The organism is Thermoplasmatales archaeon, from assembly GCA_014361245.1.
Lineage (GTDB): Archaea > Thermoplasmatota > E2 > UBA202 > JdFR-43 > JACIWB01.
The window spans coordinates 13,143-30,436 of record JACIWB010000015.1; the positions used below are offsets into that span (position 1 = coordinate 13,143).

Genomic DNA, 17,294 nt, shown 5'->3' on the forward strand with positions numbered 1-17,294 from the left:
GCTTAATGGCAGAAAAAAAGAAAAAGGATAAGACATGGTATTGGATAGTTAGCCCTCAGATGTTTGGAAAGGCAAGAATTGTGGAAACACCAGCTGATAAGCCCGAAAATCTTTATGGGAGGACTGTGGAGGTTTCCATGCAGGAACTGAGTGGTGATTTTTCAAAAGCCCATATAAAATTGATTTTTAAAATAAAAGAAGTAAGCGGACTTGAAGCATACACCGATTTTGTAGGACATACAACAACTACAGATTATGTAAAGAGAATAGCAAGGAGGCACAGGGCAAAAATAGATGGAGTTTTCGATGTTACAACTAAAGACGGAAAGAGAATAAGAGTTAAACCATCAGCATATTCTCTAAAAAGACTTCAAACCTCACAAAAAAGCGCGATAAGAAAGATAATGAAAGATGTTGTTGAAACAATGGCAAAAACAAACACCATGGATGATTTTGTAAAATTTATGCTTGATGGAGAGATAGCGAAACAGATATACAAATTATCAAAAATAGTATATCCAATTAAGAGAGTTGAAATTCATAAATCCGAACTTCTTGAACAATTAGAAGTTAAATTAAAGGAGGAAAGTGAGGAGGAAAAGATTGCTGAGGAAATAGAGCCAGAAGAAACAGCAGAATTACAGGAAGAAAAAATAGAGGAATCAAACTAATTCCTTTATTTTTTCCTTTAATTCTTCTATACCTTCCCCACTTTTGCAGGAAATTTTAATATAATCTGTTTTTCCACCGCTTAAATCAACCTTATTTTCAACAACTATGATCTTTACTTTGAACATTTTTTTTACTTCTTCGAGAAGATTAAGTTGGTTTTTTAAAGGATACCCACAGTGCATTGATGCATCCAAAACAAAAATTATTGCTTTTGGCAGATGTTTAAGAGCAACTATCGCCTGCTTCTCTATTTCATTTTTTTCTTCAATCGGGCGGTCAAGCATGCCCGGCGCCTCAATAATCTGAATTTTCTTCTCTTCATAATCCTTATTAATGTGGAAATGTCCCAGAACAAGACCTTTTGTTGTAAATGGGTAGGGAGCAATCTCTGGTTTTGCTTTTGAAAGAATTGATAAAATCGAAGATTTTCCAACATTAGGATAGCCCGCTATTATTATAGTAGGTATATCTGTAGATACTGATGGCATTTTGGAAATTTTAAATCTCGCGTTTTCAAGAAATTTTAAATCTTCATCTATTTGTCTTAGCAAAGATGAAATTCTTCCATATAAATCAATAACAGTTTTTCTCGCATCTTCCCCCTTCCTTATTTTTTTTATTCCATCTCTTGATAAAAGCAATATTTTTTTTCTTGCCCATTCAACAGATGAAAGGGATTTTTTCATTTTATTTATCCCTACAAGTAAATCAATCAATTCATAATAAAAAGGATGTATATTGTCAAAACTCGGAAAATCTCTAACATATCTTCTAAGAGATTCATTCAATGTTTTTCTTATTTCTTCAATTTTCTCCGACCCTTTTTTCTTTTTCGCTCTTCTGAAAGCTTTGTCCATTAGTTGCTCTGCATTCAATATTTTTCCTATTTTCCACATGAAGATATATAACAAAAGAAATATAAAAGGTACGGTAAGTAAATTATTTATGCTAAAATATTTATTCTATGAAAAAAGTTATAATAATTGCAACATTTATTATATTGGCTCCGCAAGCTTGCGGGGACATTCTTTATGTGGGTGGGGAAGGAAATTATAAAAAAATACAGGATGCAATAGATAATGCAAATTTTTTTGATAAAATAATAGTGTATCCTGGAGTTTATGAAGAAAATATAACAATAAACAAGTCAATTTTTCTTGAAGGAAAAGATGTAATTGTTAGTGGCGGAATTTTTATTTTTGCAAATAATGTAAATATTTCGGGTTTCATAATAAATAATTCAATTCTATACGGGATTTCGGTGAAAGGAAATAGAAATACTATAAAAAATTGCAGTTTATTTTCAAACTCTTACGGGATAAAAATAGAGGGAGAAGAAAATTTTATTGAAAATAACAAGATTTTCAAGAATGGTTTTTATGGTATATATCTGTATTTTTTCTCTAAAAATAATACAATAACAAAAAATGAGATATATGAAAGCAAGGTAGGGATTTACATAGAGAAAGCGACGGATAATCTTATAATTGAAAATGTAATAAGGAATAATTCAGCGGGCATGATAATTCAGGGAGGGGAGAATAATCTAATAAGACTTAATAATTTTTCTGGAAATCTTGAAGGAATTCATATGTGTTGCTATAGCAAAAACAATATAATCTTTGAAAATAATTTTATCGGGAATTCAAAGCATGTTTATTGCTACGCGGAAAAGAATATATGGAATTTAAGCAACGGCAATTACTGGGATAATTTGAGCGGGGAGATATTTTTTATAGACGAAGAAAATATTGATTATCTGCCTTCTAAATCTCCTTATGAAATAGGTAGCTCTGCCTACAAAATTTATATTTTTTATCCAGAAGAAAATTCAACCTTAAGCGGGAAGATAATTATTCAAGGAATGGTAGAAAAGGAGGGTGTGGTAAGAATAAGGATAGATAATAATGATTGGGAAAACACAACTGGAAATTTTCTATGGTATTATTTATTGGATACAAAAAATTTAAGCGATGGGAAGCACGAAATATATGTTGAATTTGAAGGAGATATTATAAGCAGAACTATATATATTAAAAATAAAAAATCAATTCCTTCCTTTGAATTAATTTTAATTCTAATGGCTTTTTTATTCATTTTTAAAAATAGAAAAAATTATTTATAAAAAACCCATTAAACTTTATGGAAGGATTTATAATTTCTGACAAAGTAAGAAAAGCAATTTTTCTTGAAATTGCTTCTGGAGAAAACTCTATTACAAGAATAGCAAAAAAGAATAGAATAATTGAAAGTGTTGCAAAAAATGCCTTAAATGAGCTTATTGAAAAAGGAATTATTGAAGAAAAAAACGGGGAATATAAATTGAGCGAGGAAGGAATTAAATTATATGGAAAACTCAAGGGAAAAAATTTAATAGAATGAAGGGAATTGTGTGCAGCGGCAAGGGAGAAGGAAAAAAATATATAGCAATGGATGAGTATAAAAAGCAAATAGAGGAAAAATTTAATTTTTCTCCTTATGAAGGAACCCTTAACCTTGAGTTGAGTAAAGAAATTTTTGATGATTTAAAAAATATTGAAGGAATAAATCTTCGAGGATTTAAAAAAGGGAATAAATTTTTTGGAGATGTAAAGTCATTTCCTGTTGAAATTGATGGCAGGAAATGCGCCCTGCTTCTGCCCGCCATGAGCAAGCATAGTAGTGTTGTGGAGATTGTTTGCGGGGAAAAATTTAGAAATGGGCTGAGAGATGGGGATGATGTATTTTTCTTTTTTGAGCCTTTTGAAAAGAAGGGAGTTGATGCAAGTTTTTTTGCGCTCCCACATTGTGGTATGGAAGAATCAAGAATTACAATCTATTATGATTCACCTTTTGAAGAAGGAAGAAGAGATTTATTTTGTGAAGAAAATAGGGAGGATGCTTATTTAAAAAGATTTATAGGGAGAGATGCTGCTTCGATGATATTTGAAGGAGAGGGAAAGGAAGAATATAAGAAGCTTTTCGAATGGATTAAAAGGAAAGGTTATTCAATTATCTCCCCTCTCAGAAAAATAAAATATTCCTGCCTTAATGAATGGCAAATTGAAATAAAAATAAAGAGGGAATAAATTAAAAGTTCTAAATTTAGAAAAACTTTTAAGAAAAAATATAAGTATATCTTTATTATCCAATTTCATGAACATATTCATTGAAAATCTCAATAGCGTGCCAGTAAAAAATCAAAAGGTAGAGATTGTCGAAAGGAAGGGAATAGGACATCCTGATTCAATAGCAGATGCCCTCGCAGAAAATGTTTCAAGAGCTCTCTGCAGAGAATACTTACAAAATTTTGGCTACATAATGCATCATAACACCGATGAATGCCAGATTGTCGGCGGGCAGAGCCAGCCAAAATTTGGAGGGGGGACGATAATAGAGCCAGTTTATATTTTGCTAGTTGGAAGAGCAACTTCAATGGTTGGGAATAAAAGGCTTCCGATAAGGGCAATTGCAGTTAGGTCCGCTCACGAATATCTTGAGAAAAATTTTCCAAATTTAAATGCAGATACAGATGTGATGCTTGACTGCAAGATATGGGAAGGAAGTCAGGATTTAAAAAGCGTTTATGACCCGCGCAAAAGGCTTGCAAATGATACTTCAATTGGCTCAGGTTTTGCTCCTTTAACTGAGACTGAAAAACTAACTTATCAGATGGAAAGGTATATAAATATAACATTGAAGAAAAGATTTCCAGAGATAGGGGAGGATGTAAAAGTTATGAGCTGTAGAACAGAAAATAGAATAAATATAACTGTTGCTATTGCAATGGTTGATCGCTACATTCCAAATGCGGATCATTATATAAGTGTAAAGGAAGAAATTGCTGAAGAACTTCTCGATTTTTCAAGAAAATTCACTGAAAAAGAAGTAACTCTTGCAATAAATACCGCAGATGACTATGAAAAGAAAATCTTTTATCTAACAGTAACTGGCTTATCAATGGAAAATGGAGATGATGGATCAGTAGGGAGAGGAAATAGAATAAATGGGCTTATAACGCCAAATCGCCCTGTATCGCTTGAGGCGGCTGCTGGTAAAAATCCAGTAACACATGTTGGCAAGCTTTATAACATATGCTCACAAAGAATAGCGGATGAAATTGCAAAGAATTATAGCGTGGATGAAGTTTATGTTAGAATGGTTTCCCAGATAGGCAAGCCAGTAACAGAGCCGCAGGCAGTGAGCATATTAATTGTTGGAGGAAAATTAGATTCTGGAGTAGAAGAAATAGTAAAAAGTAATATGGAAAAAATGCTTAATATATATACAGAGGTATTAGAAGGAAAAATAAATGTGTTTTAATCCATAAATTTTTTTAGTATTAATCTCAACTCCTTTTCTGCTTTTTCTCCAACTCCATATCTAACCCGCACTATTTTTTTATTTACATTAAGAATTCTTTTTAGGTCAATTGGTGTTGCGGAAAGAACAAAATCACAATCTGATGAATTTATTGTTTCTTCAAGTTCTTCTATCTGGCTTTTTCCATAACCCATTGCCGGTAAAACTTTTTCCAGATGAGGATATTTTTTATAAGTTTCCAATATTGAGCCAACAGCATAATTTTTTGCATCAACTATTTCAAGCCCTAAATTTCTAGCCATTATGGTTGCTGCCCCATATTTCATTTCTCCATGTGTAATTGTGGGTCCATCTTCTATTACAAGCGCTTTTTTTCCTTCAATTTTCCCTTCTAATTTTATGGGTGATTCTGCCTCAATTATTTTCGCCTTAGGATTTATCATCTTTATATTATCTCTTACTTTTTCCACATCTTTCTTATTTGCAGTATCTACTTTATTTATTATAACATAATCAGCCATTCTTGCATTTATTTCCCCTGCATAATATGAAATTTCATGGCCCGCCCTATGGGGGTCTGCAACAACTATGTGCAAATCTGGCTTGTAGAAAGGAAAATCGTTATTTCCTCCGTCCCATATTATAATATCAGCTTCTTTTTCAGCATTTCTCAATATTTCTTCATAATCTACACCCGCATAAACAATTCCATGCATATCTATGTATGGCTCATATTCCTCCCTTTCCTCAATTGTGCATTCATATCTATCTAAATCCTCATAACTTGCAAACCTCTGGCATCTCTGCTTTACCAAATCACCATATGGCATTGGATGACGAACAGCCACAACCTTCTTTTTTTCAGATAAAATCTCAAAAATTTTTCTTGAAAACTGTGATTTTCCACAACCAGTTCTGACCGCACATATTGCAATTACAGGCTTGCTTGATTTGAGCATTGTGTGCTTTGGGCTGAGTAAAACAAAGTCCGCACCCGCAGAATTTACTATCGCTGCTTTATTCATCAATTCTTTATATGATATATCTGTATATGAAAAAACTACTTCATCTACATTATATTCCTTTATCAATTCTGGCAGTTTTTCTTCTTCATATATCGGAATTCCCTCTTTATAAAGCTTTCCAGCAAGTTGAGAGGGGTATTTTCTTCCCGCTATGTTTGGAATCTGCGCCGCGGTAAATGCAACAACTTCATAATCTTTATTATCCCTATAAAAAACATTAAAATTGTGAAAATCCCTGCCGGCGGCGCCCATTATTATTACCCTTTTTCTCATGATTTGGTAATGCTGAGCGTTTTTTATACCTTTCTAACCCTAGATATGTAGAATAAAATATTCTCCAAAAATTATGAGATGCTAAACAAGCCCTTCGTATTTTTTCACCTAGCAATTGATGAGTATATAAAAATAAAAAATTAAATTAACAATTTCAGTTTTAACATCATGATTCCAAAGAGCCATCCTCGCTACAAGAGCCTGATTACAAGAAATCTGATTGCAGAAGGATATGAAAAAGGAATAGTCCATATTACTGGCTTAATTGCTCACGGGCGAGGGGAGGCATTTGACTATTTGCTCGGGGAAAAAACCCAAAAGTTTGCGCACCGCGCAGCGCTGGCCAGCGCCGCATGGCTTGCTGTAGCAAAAAAACCTGTTATATCTGTTAATGGAAATGTTGCTGTCCTTGCGGGAAAGGAAATTGTGAAACTTGCAAAGGAAAGCGGGGCAATTATAGAAGTTAATCTTTTTCACAGGAGCGAGGAGAGAATAAGAAAAATAATAAAGTTGCTTGAAGAAGAGGGAGGGGAAAAAATTTTGGGGCTCGAAGGAGATGCAAGAATTAGCAGACTTGAGCATGCAAGGGCTATATGCAGTTACGAAGGAATTTATAGCAGTGATGTTGTTCTTGTTCCTCTTGAAGATGGAGATAGATGTGAGGCGTTGAAGAAGATGGGAAAGGTTGTTCTTACCATTGATTTAAATCCTTTATCGAGGACTGCAAGAAATGCTGATGTAACAATTGTTGATAATATCACGAGAGCAATTCCAAATATAAGGAGAAAATATAAAAAGCTTGAGAAGCCGAAAGAAATAATAAAGGAGTGGGACAACAAGAAAAATCTTCAGGATGCTTTAAATTTAATATCCAGAAGATTAAGATATATTTATAAGAGCTAATTATTTTCACTTCAATGAGAATTGCATGGTTTACAGATACATGGCTTCCTACAAGAGATGGAGTTGTTACTTCGTTGCTTTTATTTAAAAGAGAAATTGAAAAAATGGGGCATGAAATCTATATTTTTGCTCCAGGAAAAGAAAATTATGAAGAAGACGGCGTCTTTTATTATAAATCGAAGCCATTTAAAAAATATGCCAATTATAGATTTGTTTCACTGCCATCTTTTTTTTCAAAAAGAACTGAGAAAATAATAAAAAGAATAAAGCCAAACATAATTCATTCACACTCTCCTGGCTTTATGGGAATACATGCATTGATTGCATCATATAAAATGCAGCTTCCTCTCTTTTTTACATATCATACTTTTATCGATGATTCAATATATCTTGTTATAAAAGATAAAAATTTTCAGAATTTTGCAAAAAAACTTCTTTATCAATGGTTAAAATATTACATGAAAAGATGCTCGTGCATTATCGCTCCAAGCAACTATACAGCGAGATATATAAACGAAAAAATAATTGAAAGAAGCATAGAAATTATTCCAACTGGTATAGATATAAAAAGATTTTCAAAAGGAAAAAATAAGAAAGATAATGAAAAGAAGATAATCCTTCATGTTGGAAGAATAGTAAGGGAAAAAAATATTGATTTAATTATAGAAGCATCTCCATATATTCTAAAAAAATTAGATACAACTTTTTTAATTGTTGGGGAAGGACCAGCGAGAAAGGAATATGAAGAAAAAGTGATAAAAAAAGGATTAGAGAAAAATTTCGTATTCACAGGATTTGTAGATGATGAAAAATTGCTCAATTATTATCATTTAGCCGATGTTTTTGTTTTTCCTTCAATATATGAGACACAGGGTATTGTTGCTCTCGAAGCAATGGCTTCTGGCCTGCCTGTTGTGGCGGCGAGGGCGAAGGCGCTGCCTGATTTTATAACAGATGGGGAAAATGGTTATCTTTTTGATCCTTATGATGCGAAGGAATTTGCTGAAAAGGTAATTAAGGCAATAGATAATAAAAAAGTTGTTGAAAAAGGACTGGAATTTGTTAAAAATTTCAGCATAGAAAAAATGGCGGATAAGTTGGTTGGTTTATATGAAAGCAAAATGCAGGCTGAAAATTGAATTTAAAAGTGAGGAAGAAGCAAAATATGTAAATGAAGCAATAAAAATAGATAATGAGGGTTATATATCTACAAAGGTGAATGGAAGATTTATTGAAGCAGAAATTGAAGCGAACAAGATAATGTCAATAGCTCATACATTGGATGATTTCCTTTCCTGCCTGAAAGAAGCAATTGAGATTATCACTCAAATATAAGGCTTTTCTTTTCCAGCTCTACTTTCGGCATCTTATATGTTTTTCTAACCCTTTTATCATATTCTTCTTCGCCAATTTCCTGCAATATTTTCCTTCCCTTTTCATCGAGGGCAAGAACATTGTTGTTTATTTTAGCAACTGTTGCTGGAGATACTTTAAGCAATAGGTTCATACCTGTTGCAAGTCCAAGAGGCAAAGATTCTGTTTTCATTATTCCTCCAGGAATTGCCTCAAACCATATTCCAATTGAATCCTCTCCAAATTTTGTTATGGGTATGCCCGTCGCCGCCTGCCTTTCTGGCAACGGGCCAACATCACCAACAATCCATTTACCATCTATATAGGCTTCACCTTCTCCATGGAAAAGGAAATTCCCCATTGCATCATACCATTCCACCATGAGAGGATCAGGAGAAATAAATGTATCATACCATTGAGGAATCATTGAAAGAGCATATAGCTTATATCTTGCTTTTATACCAGCAACCCTGCAGAGTGCTATGAAAAGGGATATTTTATGGAGGCATGTTCCATATCCTTTTCTTAAAGTTTCCTCAACCCCCCAGAAAGGAACTATCTGAAGGGTAACTTTCCTTTTAACAAATTCAAAAACATCATTTGCATACTCATATGGCTCTTTTTCAAAAGCTCCGAGCTTGTTTGCCATTGCAATAATCTCTGGCGAATATGGATTGCAGAATAAAGTTGGGCGAAGGTATTTTTCATCTGATTTAATAAATTTCATATCTGAACTGTATGAAGGCAAATCATACACCCTTTTTGGAGGAGTATAGCTTACTTCACCTTTCCTTAAATTCTTCAATCTGAAAAAATTTTTTATCAAAACTTTGCTAAGAGATAAACTACCTCTTATAAAAAGTTTCATCATCTGTTTTTTCGGTATATATTCCTTTTCCTTCCATTCTCTAAACATCTCCACCACCCATATCCATTGCAAAAACTCTCCTCATCTCTTCAGCACATCCTCTCATTTCTTCTCCCCTTGCTCTATTTACTTCTGGCTCAAGAACTTGACTATTTCTTTCACAAACTGGGCATTCTTCAAGCATTTTTACTTCATCTCCAGAGATTATAAATCCAGGATAGCTAAAGGCAAGTCCATCAAGAAATGCAAATCTGCCTTTTTCACCATATCCTACTTCCTCACCATTTTCATCGAGCACCATCACATGGTAATAACTTTTTGGTATATGTAGATAATGCCCTTCCCTGCAATGCACCATCCATCCATTTCCCTCCACCATTCCATATAAATCAAGGCAATTTTCTGGAGGAATTCCCAAAAATTTTTCAGCTTTTTCTCTAAATTCTTTAACTGGCATCCTTTTGCCCTCATATATCTTCCATCCCCCGCCTGTAAGCACAGCCCCATTTTCCCCGAAATCAAAACCTTCGCCTCTTTCCTCAAGCTCTTCAATAACAAAATTAATTAAGAAAGGCAATCCAACAAGAGCAATCTTTTTCTTTTCTTTTTCCTTTTTCCTCAGCCATTCAATTACTCTATTAACAAGTTTATTTGTCTCTCTCTGAACCGCATATCTTATGATTCTTCCTTTCAAGCTATTTTTCATTGCCTCCTGAATAACTTCCGCAGATATCTCCCTGTCAAGAGCCACTTCAACACTTTTTATTGCATCAAAAAATACCTTGCAAACCTTTCCAGCAAAAACATTTGTTTTCAGTGGATTTGGCATGAAAAGATAGCCATTCATTTCATATTCCCATATAGGGTATGCCATCCCAATGGCTGATTTTGCAATTGCATACTCAGATGCGTTAAATGTTCTCAAGTCACGAGGAATAAATGTGTGGCGCCCGCTTGTTCCGCTGCTATAGGAGATGACAAGCCCTGCTTCATTGAATTTGTTTATTATTTCATCATATCCATAATTTTTTTTGATTGTTATATTGGGCAAATCACCAGTATAGATTGTTGCAAGCCACATCGCAAACTCGTTTCCAGAGGGATATGTCTTAAAAAATTTATCTGGGAGAAGGGGTATTTTGATAAAATCATCTATGCTTTTTATATCATCTGGCGTTACATTTTTTTCCTTGCAATATTTTTTATAAAAAGAGTTTTTTTCATAATGAAGTTTAAAAGCATATTTTATTGCCTTAAATTTATATTCATTCGCCTCTTTATCAGGCATATCAAACAAATCATGCGGTTTGAAAACACTCTCTTCCCCATGATTCAATTTGTTTGGTATATAATTTTTTAGTCTATTATTCATCTCCGCGATGTAATCCTCATATTTTATCATTATCACAAATTTAGAAATTTTATTATATTCTTTATTTAAATTTTAATTTAATTCAGTTAAAGAAAAATTTAACAAAATTTATTTCTTTATCCTTTTTACTCTTTCTTTTGTTCCAACTATAACTTCATCAGCAAGACTGATAAACAAGCCATGCTCTACTACACCAGGAATTTCCTTCAATTCCTTTACCATGCTTTCATCAATTCTTTTATATTTACAATCAACTATTAGATTTCCGTTATCAGTAATAAAATTTTTTCTCAGTTCTGGCAAAAATCCAATATTTTTTATCTTTTCAGCAGTTCTTTTCCATCCAAATTTCACAATTTCTACTGGAAGAGGAAATGAAAATTTATCAACAATTTTGCTCTCATCAACAACAATTATCTCTCTTTTACTGCAACTTGCAACAATTTTTTCTCTTAACAAGGCTCCTCCTCCTCCTTTAATAAGATTTAATTTTCTATCAACCTGGTCAGCTCCATCAATTGTAATATCTATCTCTTCATACTCATTTATATCCCCAACTTTTATTCCGCAATCTCTCGCAACCTTCTCGCTTTCCAGAGATGTTGCTATTCCAACTATCTCAAGTCCTTCATTAACCTTTCTCCCAATCTCAATTATAGCATATTTCGCTGTTGATCCGCTTCCAAGCCCGACAACCATCCCATCTCTTATTTCTTTAACAGCTTCCCTTGCTGCCCTTTTCTTAAGCTCTTCCACAAAAAATATTTATAAGCAGTATATATAAATTAGTGGTCAGGAGTGGAAGGGCGGCTAACGGTGCCCTGCACCGAGGAAATACCCTCCTCATTCCCGGGCCAGAGGTGTAAAAGCCAGGGCGAGAGCCCTGATGGAGGCGCAGAAAAGCCACAGCCAGAAGCGAGGATGATTTCCTGCGAATGACGTTGCTTCTGGATTTGGTGAAACCACCTCCACTCTGGAGAAAGTCCAAGCACCAGGATCGGCTGCCTGGGACCGCCTGGGGGTAGGACGCTGAGACGAATGCCGCCGAAACAGAAGAGGGATTACTCTCCACACCTGACCAAAAATTTTTATTTTGCTGTTTAATTAGGATTATGAAATTGCTTGTAGCGCTTGTCGCTTCTCTGCTTATTTTTCCAGCTTTTAACTTTAAAGATGAAGAAATGGATTTTTGTTTTTATTTTGAGCCAGAATTTAAAGAAGGAAGAATTTTTATCGAAGGATGCAAACAGCATGAATATATGGGGCATATTATTCCTGTAAAAACCCTCTTTATTCTTTTACCATATAAAAAAGATGTTAAGAGTGTTGAGATGAATGTAAGGGAGAGATATGCTGGAAAATATGAGATAGAGAAGGCAAAGCCAGTTATTGTTGCAAATAAAAAAATTGTGCCAGTAGGGAGTGAATTTATAAATGAAAAATATGAAATTGTTGGGGTATATTGTGCAAGAGGATATAAAATATTTGTAATCAATTTAATTCCTGTATCGTATAGAAATGGAGAAGTTTATTACTATGAAAAAATGGATTTAAAAATAAAATTAAAAGAAAGTGAGGAAAATGAGCTTTATAGGGGAATTGAGGAGGATAGAGAATATGTCAAAAAAATTGTTATAAATCCTTGGGATGCGGAAACATATCCAGAAAAAAAGATAGGCGAGCAATATGATTATTTGATAATAACAAAAAATGATTTTATTGGGGCATTTGAAGAATTTGCAGAATATAAAGAAAGCAAGGGAATAAAATTAAAAATAGTTGGCGTTGAGGAAATAGAGAAAGATAAGCAGTTCTGGGGAGAAAAAGAAATTTTTAATGATACACAGGCAAAAATAAGGAATTTTATAAGGTGGGCATATCAGGAATGGGGGATAAAATATGTATTGCTTGGAGGGGATGCAGATATAAATAACAGCAATGAGAACATCATCCCTGCCCGCTACCTGTATGCGAGTTGCGTTGGATTGCCGCTGGGCGAGGAGATTGAGGCGCAAATACCTTCTGATATATATTATGCATGTCTTGATGGAAATTTTAATGAAGATGAAGATGAAAGATGGGGAGAAAATTCAACGGGAAATGAACATGGGATTGAGGAAGCGGATCTCTTCAGCGAAATCTGGGTGGGAAGGGTCTGTGCAGACAGCGAGGAGGAGATAAAAAATATTACGAGAAAAAATATTTTATATGAAGGAAATATGGAAATTTTGCTTGTTGGTGAGTTCCTTGGGTTTGGAGGAATTGCGGACTGGGGAGGAAATTATATGGATGAAATTGAGGATTTAATACCTTCTTATTTTAATATCACAACTCTTTATGATAGAGATGGATACTGGCATAAAGAAGAATTGATTTCTTTGTTGAATAGGGGTTGCAATATAGTTAATCATCTCGGGCATGGATGGACAACACATGCTTTGAAAATGGGTAATAGCGACTTGGAAAACCTGCAAAATAAGGAATACTTCTTTTTATATTCTCAAACATGCCTTGCTGGTTCTTTTGATAATGCCTATCCTTATGGTGATAGCTACGCCTATTACACCGATGACTGCTTCGCTGAGCATCTTACTCTTTCTGAAAATGGAGCATTTGCATGTATAATGAATTCAAGATATGGTTTAGGAGCTGAAAATAGCACAGATTCACCGGGGCAGAGATATAATTTAGCATTTTTTGAGGCAATTTTCAAGCAAAATATTTATGAAATAGGAGGGGCAAATCATTATTCAAAAGAAGCAAATGTATGGAGAATAAATGAAAATGGAATGAGATGGATATATTATGAGACAAACCTATTTGGGGATCCCCAGGCTGAGATAAAATATCCTGGAGAAAGGATAAATTTGAGCGTTGAAATATTGAAGCCATTGAAAGGTTTATATATTCTTGATTTCGGACCAATTTTTAAATTCATAAATTCAACAATAATATTTGGACCAATTTCAATTGTTGCAGATGCTACAAGTGATCCAGAGGGAAAAATAAAAGAGGTTAGATTCTATGTGAACAACGAGATGAAAGCAACCCTGGCGGCGCCGCCCTACATGTGGCTTTGGGATGAAAAATGCCATGGTAAATATAGAATAGGGGTTGAAGCAATTGCAACAAATGGAAAAACAGAGAAAAAAAGCATCGATGTTTTTATTTTCAACCTCTGATTATACAATTTTTGCTTCCATACAGCAAATCCATATTACTTCAAATATAAGGGCTACAACTGCTGGTATGGAAGCATAATAGCCAAAAAGAGATGATGCAAGGAGCATAACAAGTCCTTCATTTTTAAATGAGGAGAAAAGAGCATAATTAACTATATTTTTTTCATCTACCCCAAATTTTTTTCCAATTATCTTTACAATTCCTCCTGTTCCAAAAGTTCTTATTGCCATCATTGATGCGAGCAAAATAAGAAAAAAGGAGTCTTCAAACAAAAAATTCCTGTTTTTTCCAACCATCGTAAAAATTATTATAAAAAACATTGCATTTGATATAATCTTTATCTTGCTTTCCTCTATTTTCCTGTAAATAAGGCGGGACACAAAAATAGGCAAAATAACCAGAATAAGTATATTTTTAATCAGTATAATGTTATTAACCTTTTCAGAGAGAAATAGAAGAATAAGGAATGGCATCAAAAAAATAGATAAAATGTAAAGGAAAACAAGAGAAAACAGGGAATGCTTCTTCTCACCTTTAAGAGTTCCACTCAGCGGCACAACCAAAATGGCTGGCGGCACGGACGCCATCACTATGAAACCCTCGAAATATTTTTTCATAAAAAAACCCATAGCAATTATTATAGAAGAGAGAAAAACATAATTGAGAAGAAAAGCATATATTAATTCCTTATATTCCTCCCTTATTTTTATTCTGATTGAAATATTTGATATTGAAAATGTCATTGCAAGAAATAGGGCAAGAGTTGCGAGCTCGTTTCCATGGGGTATATCACCAAAAATAAGCCCTAATATAACTGCGATTATAACTGAAAAGGAAAAACTTGAAATAACCTTTGAAAGCATGTATAAAATTAAATAGGATTATTTATTTTTTTATGATGATAAAAAATTTTGAAAGTTTAGCGGGAAATACAAGCAGAGAATTTTTTGGAATAAGGAAAGATTTACTTGAAATACTTGATTATGTGCTCGAAGAAATGAATTCATATAATTTATTAAAAAAAATTATAAGGAAGGAAGAGGAAAAAATTTATATAGGAGAAGAAAAAATTGACATAAGCAAATACAAAAGAATTTTTCTCACTGGATTTGGAAAAGCTTCTGCCTCAATGGCAAGAGCAATTGAAGAGATAATTGATTTTGATGAAGGATGTGTAATAACAACAGAGGATATTAATTTAAAAAAAGCAATTGTTTTTAAAGGAACACATCCATGGCCAAGTGAAATAAATTTAAAAGCAACTGAAAAAATAATTGATATTTTTGAAAGAGCAAATGAAGACGATTTGATAATAGTTTTGATAAGTGGCGGGGGCTCATCTTTGCTGTGCAAGCCAAAAATATCGCTTGAGGGCATGATAGAAATAACGGAAGAGTTGATGAAAAAAGGATGCACAATAGAAGAGCTTAATGTTGTGAGAAAGCATCTATCGCATGTTAAGGGAGGAAAACTTGCAAAAATGACTAAGGCAAGTGTTTTATCTTTAATAATTTCTGATATAATTGGAAATCCTGTTGAGCTTATTGCATCTGGCCCAACTTCTCCAGATAGTTCATCTGCAAAGGAAGCAATGAAAATAATTGAAAAATATGGAATAAAGAATAAGGAAGCTATTGAAGCTCTTAAGAAAGATGAAAAAATAAGCGAGCTTGAGAATGTAAAAAATATAATAATTGCAGACAATGAAATGGCTTGCAAAAAAGCATTGGAAAAAGCAGTTGAAAAAGGATATTATGGAAAAATTTTTACAAACAGACTAAAAGGAGAGGCAAGAGCTGTTGGAAAAGATTTAGGCAAATTTGCAAAAATTTATCCTCGCAATAGAGCAATTCTTATATTTGGAGGGGAAACAACTGTAAAAGTTAAAGGAAATGGCATAGGTGGAAGAAATCAGGAAATTGTTTTATCAGCAATTGAAGAAATTAAAGATGAAGAAATAGCATTTATATCTTTTGGAACAGATGGGATAGATGGAAATAGTCCCGCAGGAGGAGCAATTGCAGATGGAAATAGTTATGGAAAAGCTATGGAAAAAAATCTTATTATAGAGGAATTTCTTGAAGAAAATAATTCGTATGAATTCTTCAGAATTTTGGGAGATGCCATAATAACTGGATATACAGGAACAAATGTTATGGATATCCAGCTTATAGGAAAAATTTAGACTGCTTCAACCCTCTTTATCTCTGGTATCTTTTTCTTCAAATTTTTTTCAATTCCCATCTGGAGCGTCATTTTTGAAAAGGGGCAGCCTGCACATGTTCCAGTGAGGCGAAGCTTAACTATGCCGTTTTTTTCATCAACATCAACAAGCTCAACATCGCCGCCGTCAGCCTGCAAAGAAGGGCGTATTTCATCAAGAGCTTTTTCTACCTTTTCTTTCATATTAATCAAGATTTATGCACTCATTAGGGCAAACTTCAACGCAATGTCCGCATTCAATGCAAGCACTTTCATCTACAACAGCAAAGCTTTGAATTGTTATTGCTCCAACTGGGCATTCTTCTGCACAGCTTCCACATGCAACACAACAATCTGAATTTACTTTTGCTGGCATGAAAGGATATTTTCTCTTTGTATTTATATTTTTGGGATTAAAACATCTCAATTTTCATTCACTTCAATAACTTTTTCTCTTGACTTTTTTACTTTTAAAAAATAAGTCAAAACTTCAATTAAAGCATTATTTGCCTTTCCGTAAAAAAAAATTTCCATCTTTTTCAAAAACTTCATTTTTCTTTGCACTCGGAATTACTTTTACATTTATTATCCTCATTAATTTTTTGCAAATATAAAGGATTTATTAAATTGTGATTCTTGTTCCTCTATAACAAATGATGTCATATTGGTATTTTCCAATTCTGTTTTTATTTCGCAACTTCTGCATTTTGTAAGTGGGACTTCTTCCTTATCATCGTAATCATAAATCTGAGGATGCTGTTGTTTCAAATCGTCTGGAATATTAAGGTTTTTAAGAAATTCTGGTACTCTTGGTGCTGCATAATAGAACGCCTCTTCTGCAGAAATTAAACCATCTTTATTAACATCAGCACCTGTACAATTTGAATATAGAGCTTCTATCAAAAAGTATATAAACACACCAGGTGGATCTAGCCAGCTAAAACCTAATGAGAGTTCCTCTGCACGGCATGCAGTTAATATAACTCTTCCATCTCTTGCTAGTTTGTTATCTGGATCTGTTATTATTTCGCCACTGTTACAGCCATCGCTGATAATTATTTGGGTGGATGCCTCAAAATTATAGAGATCTAAAATATGACCAAAACCAGATCCATGACCGCTCCAATAGTAAAGAACAACA

The 17,294-nt window shown here is 33.7% G+C and carries 19 protein-coding genes and 1 other RNA gene; 11 read left to right on the plus strand and 9 right to left on the minus strand.

The features are described 5' to 3' along the window. Positions 1 to 5: 5 nt before the first annotated feature. Positions 6 to 671: a 30S ribosomal protein S3ae gene (locus tag H5T45_03740; protein ID MBC7128828.1), complete on the plus strand. Its 666-nt coding sequence runs from the start codon at positions 6 to 8 to the stop codon at positions 669 to 671. Here the strand turns inward: H5T45_03740 and H5T45_03745 are convergent. Next, positions 663 to 1,568 carry a 50S ribosome-binding GTPase gene (locus tag H5T45_03745; protein ID MBC7128829.1) on the minus strand — a complete coding sequence of 302 codons (906 nt, stop codon included), beginning with the start codon at positions 1,566 to 1,568 and terminating at the stop codon, positions 663 to 665. The two genes, H5T45_03740 and H5T45_03745, sit on opposite strands and share 9 nt — an antisense overlap. 68 nt (positions 1,569 to 1,636) lie before the next feature. Here H5T45_03745 and H5T45_03750 point away from each other — a divergent pair, with 68 nt between their 5' ends. The 4 genes from H5T45_03750 to H5T45_03765 all read left to right on the plus strand — a co-directional run bounded on the left by H5T45_03750 (position 1,637) and on the right by H5T45_03765 (position 4,974). Further along, positions 1,637 to 2,797, plus strand: coding sequence for a right-handed parallel beta-helix repeat-containing protein (locus H5T45_03750; protein ID MBC7128830.1), 1,161 nt, complete (start codon positions 1,637 to 1,639; stop codon positions 2,795 to 2,797). 17 nt (positions 2,798 to 2,814) lie between these two features. Further along, positions 2,815 to 3,054 (plus strand): hypothetical protein, encoded by a 240-nt coding sequence (locus tag H5T45_03755; protein MBC7128831.1) that lies wholly within the window; start codon positions 2,815 to 2,817, stop codon positions 3,052 to 3,054. After that, positions 3,051 to 3,740, plus strand: coding sequence for a CTP-dependent riboflavin kinase (locus tag H5T45_03760; GenBank protein ID MBC7128832.1), 690 nt, complete (start codon positions 3,051 to 3,053; stop codon positions 3,738 to 3,740). Before H5T45_03755 ends, H5T45_03760 begins: the two co-directional genes overlap by 4 nt. A gap of 67 nt (positions 3,741 to 3,807) precedes the next feature. Further along, positions 3,808 to 4,974 (plus strand): methionine adenosyltransferase, encoded by a 1,167-nt coding sequence (locus H5T45_03765; GenBank protein MBC7128833.1) that lies wholly within the window; start codon positions 3,808 to 3,810, stop codon positions 4,972 to 4,974. Here H5T45_03765 and H5T45_03770 read toward each other — a convergent pair. Beyond that, the gene (locus tag H5T45_03770; protein ID MBC7128834.1) at positions 4,971 to 6,272 is read right to left on the minus strand and encodes a GTPase; all 1,302 of its coding nucleotides are present in this window, start codon (positions 6,270 to 6,272) and stop codon (positions 4,971 to 4,973) included. The two genes, H5T45_03765 and H5T45_03770, sit on opposite strands and share 4 nt — an antisense overlap. A 168-nt stretch (positions 6,273 to 6,440) precedes the next feature. Between H5T45_03770 and H5T45_03775 the strand changes: the two genes are divergently transcribed. Genes H5T45_03775 through H5T45_03785 form a run of 3 tightly spaced genes read left to right on the plus strand, consistent with a single transcriptional unit; the run spans position 6,441 to position 8,510 of the window. Continuing rightward, entirely contained in the window at positions 6,441 to 7,175 is a 735-nt protein-coding gene (locus H5T45_03775) for a phosphopantothenate/pantothenate synthetase (protein MBC7128835.1), read from the plus strand. A 14-nt stretch (positions 7,176 to 7,189) separates the two neighbouring features. Beyond that, the gene (locus H5T45_03780; GenBank protein MBC7128836.1) at positions 7,190 to 8,314 is read left to right on the plus strand and encodes a glycosyltransferase; all 1,125 of its coding nucleotides are present in this window, start codon (positions 7,190 to 7,192) and stop codon (positions 8,312 to 8,314) included. Then, positions 8,286 to 8,510: a hypothetical protein gene (locus tag H5T45_03785; GenBank protein MBC7128837.1), complete on the plus strand. Its 225-nt coding sequence runs from the start codon at positions 8,286 to 8,288 to the stop codon at positions 8,508 to 8,510. Before H5T45_03780 ends, H5T45_03785 begins: the two co-directional genes overlap by 29 nt. Here H5T45_03785 and H5T45_03790 read toward each other — a convergent pair. The 3 genes from H5T45_03790 to rpiA form a co-directional block, all read right to left on the minus strand. Beyond that, positions 8,497 to 9,468: a transglutaminase family protein gene (locus H5T45_03790; GenBank protein MBC7128838.1), complete on the minus strand. Its 972-nt coding sequence runs from the start codon at positions 9,466 to 9,468 to the stop codon at positions 8,497 to 8,499. The genes H5T45_03785 and H5T45_03790 overlap by 14 nt on opposite strands. Then, positions 9,437 to 10,798, minus strand: coding sequence for a hypothetical protein (locus H5T45_03795; protein ID MBC7128839.1), 1,362 nt, complete (start codon positions 10,796 to 10,798; stop codon positions 9,437 to 9,439). The genes H5T45_03790 and H5T45_03795 overlap by 32 nt, the downstream gene beginning before the upstream one ends. A gap of 78 nt (positions 10,799 to 10,876) precedes the next feature. Then, positions 10,877 to 11,533: a ribose-5-phosphate isomerase RpiA gene (gene rpiA / locus H5T45_03800; protein ID MBC7128840.1), complete on the minus strand. Its 657-nt coding sequence runs from the start codon at positions 11,531 to 11,533 to the stop codon at positions 10,877 to 10,879. A gap of 29 nt (positions 11,534 to 11,562) precedes the next feature. Between rpiA and rnpB the strand changes: the two genes are divergently transcribed. Together rnpB and H5T45_03810 are read left to right on the plus strand one after the other, a co-directional pair. Next, an RNA gene (rnpB, locus tag H5T45_03805) (RNase P RNA component) lies at positions 11,563 to 11,844 on the plus strand. Positions 11,845 to 11,880: 36 nt separating this feature from the next. Continuing rightward, positions 11,881 to 13,950 (plus strand): hypothetical protein, encoded by a 2,070-nt coding sequence (locus H5T45_03810; GenBank protein MBC7128841.1) that lies wholly within the window; start codon positions 11,881 to 11,883, stop codon positions 13,948 to 13,950. On the opposite strand, the gene H5T45_03815 is transcribed toward H5T45_03810, so the two are convergent. After that, positions 13,951 to 14,814 (minus strand): hypothetical protein, encoded by an 864-nt coding sequence (locus tag H5T45_03815; protein ID MBC7128842.1) that lies wholly within the window; start codon positions 14,812 to 14,814, stop codon positions 13,951 to 13,953. A 35-nt stretch (positions 14,815 to 14,849) separates the two neighbouring features. Here H5T45_03815 and H5T45_03820 point away from each other — a divergent pair, with 35 nt between their 5' ends. Beyond that, positions 14,850 to 16,136 (plus strand): DUF4147 domain-containing protein, encoded by a 1,287-nt coding sequence (locus tag H5T45_03820; protein MBC7128843.1) that lies wholly within the window; start codon positions 14,850 to 14,852, stop codon positions 16,134 to 16,136. Here the strand turns inward: H5T45_03820 and H5T45_03825 are convergent. The 3 genes from H5T45_03825 to H5T45_03835 form a co-directional block, all read right to left on the minus strand. After that, positions 16,133 to 16,357 carry a NifU family protein gene (locus tag H5T45_03825; GenBank protein MBC7128844.1) on the minus strand — a complete coding sequence of 75 codons (225 nt, stop codon included), beginning with the start codon at positions 16,355 to 16,357 and terminating at the stop codon, positions 16,133 to 16,135. The two genes, H5T45_03820 and H5T45_03825, sit on opposite strands and share 4 nt — an antisense overlap. A 1-nt stretch (position 16,358) precedes the next feature. Further along, on the minus strand, positions 16,359 to 16,529 hold the full coding sequence (locus tag H5T45_03830) for a 4Fe-4S binding protein (protein ID MBC7128845.1): 171 nt from the start codon (positions 16,527 to 16,529) through the stop codon (positions 16,359 to 16,361). A gap of 218 nt (positions 16,530 to 16,747) precedes the next feature. Continuing rightward, positions 16,748 to 17,294: hypothetical protein (locus H5T45_03835; protein ID MBC7128846.1), on the minus strand; the 547-nt coding region annotated here is incomplete at its 5' end.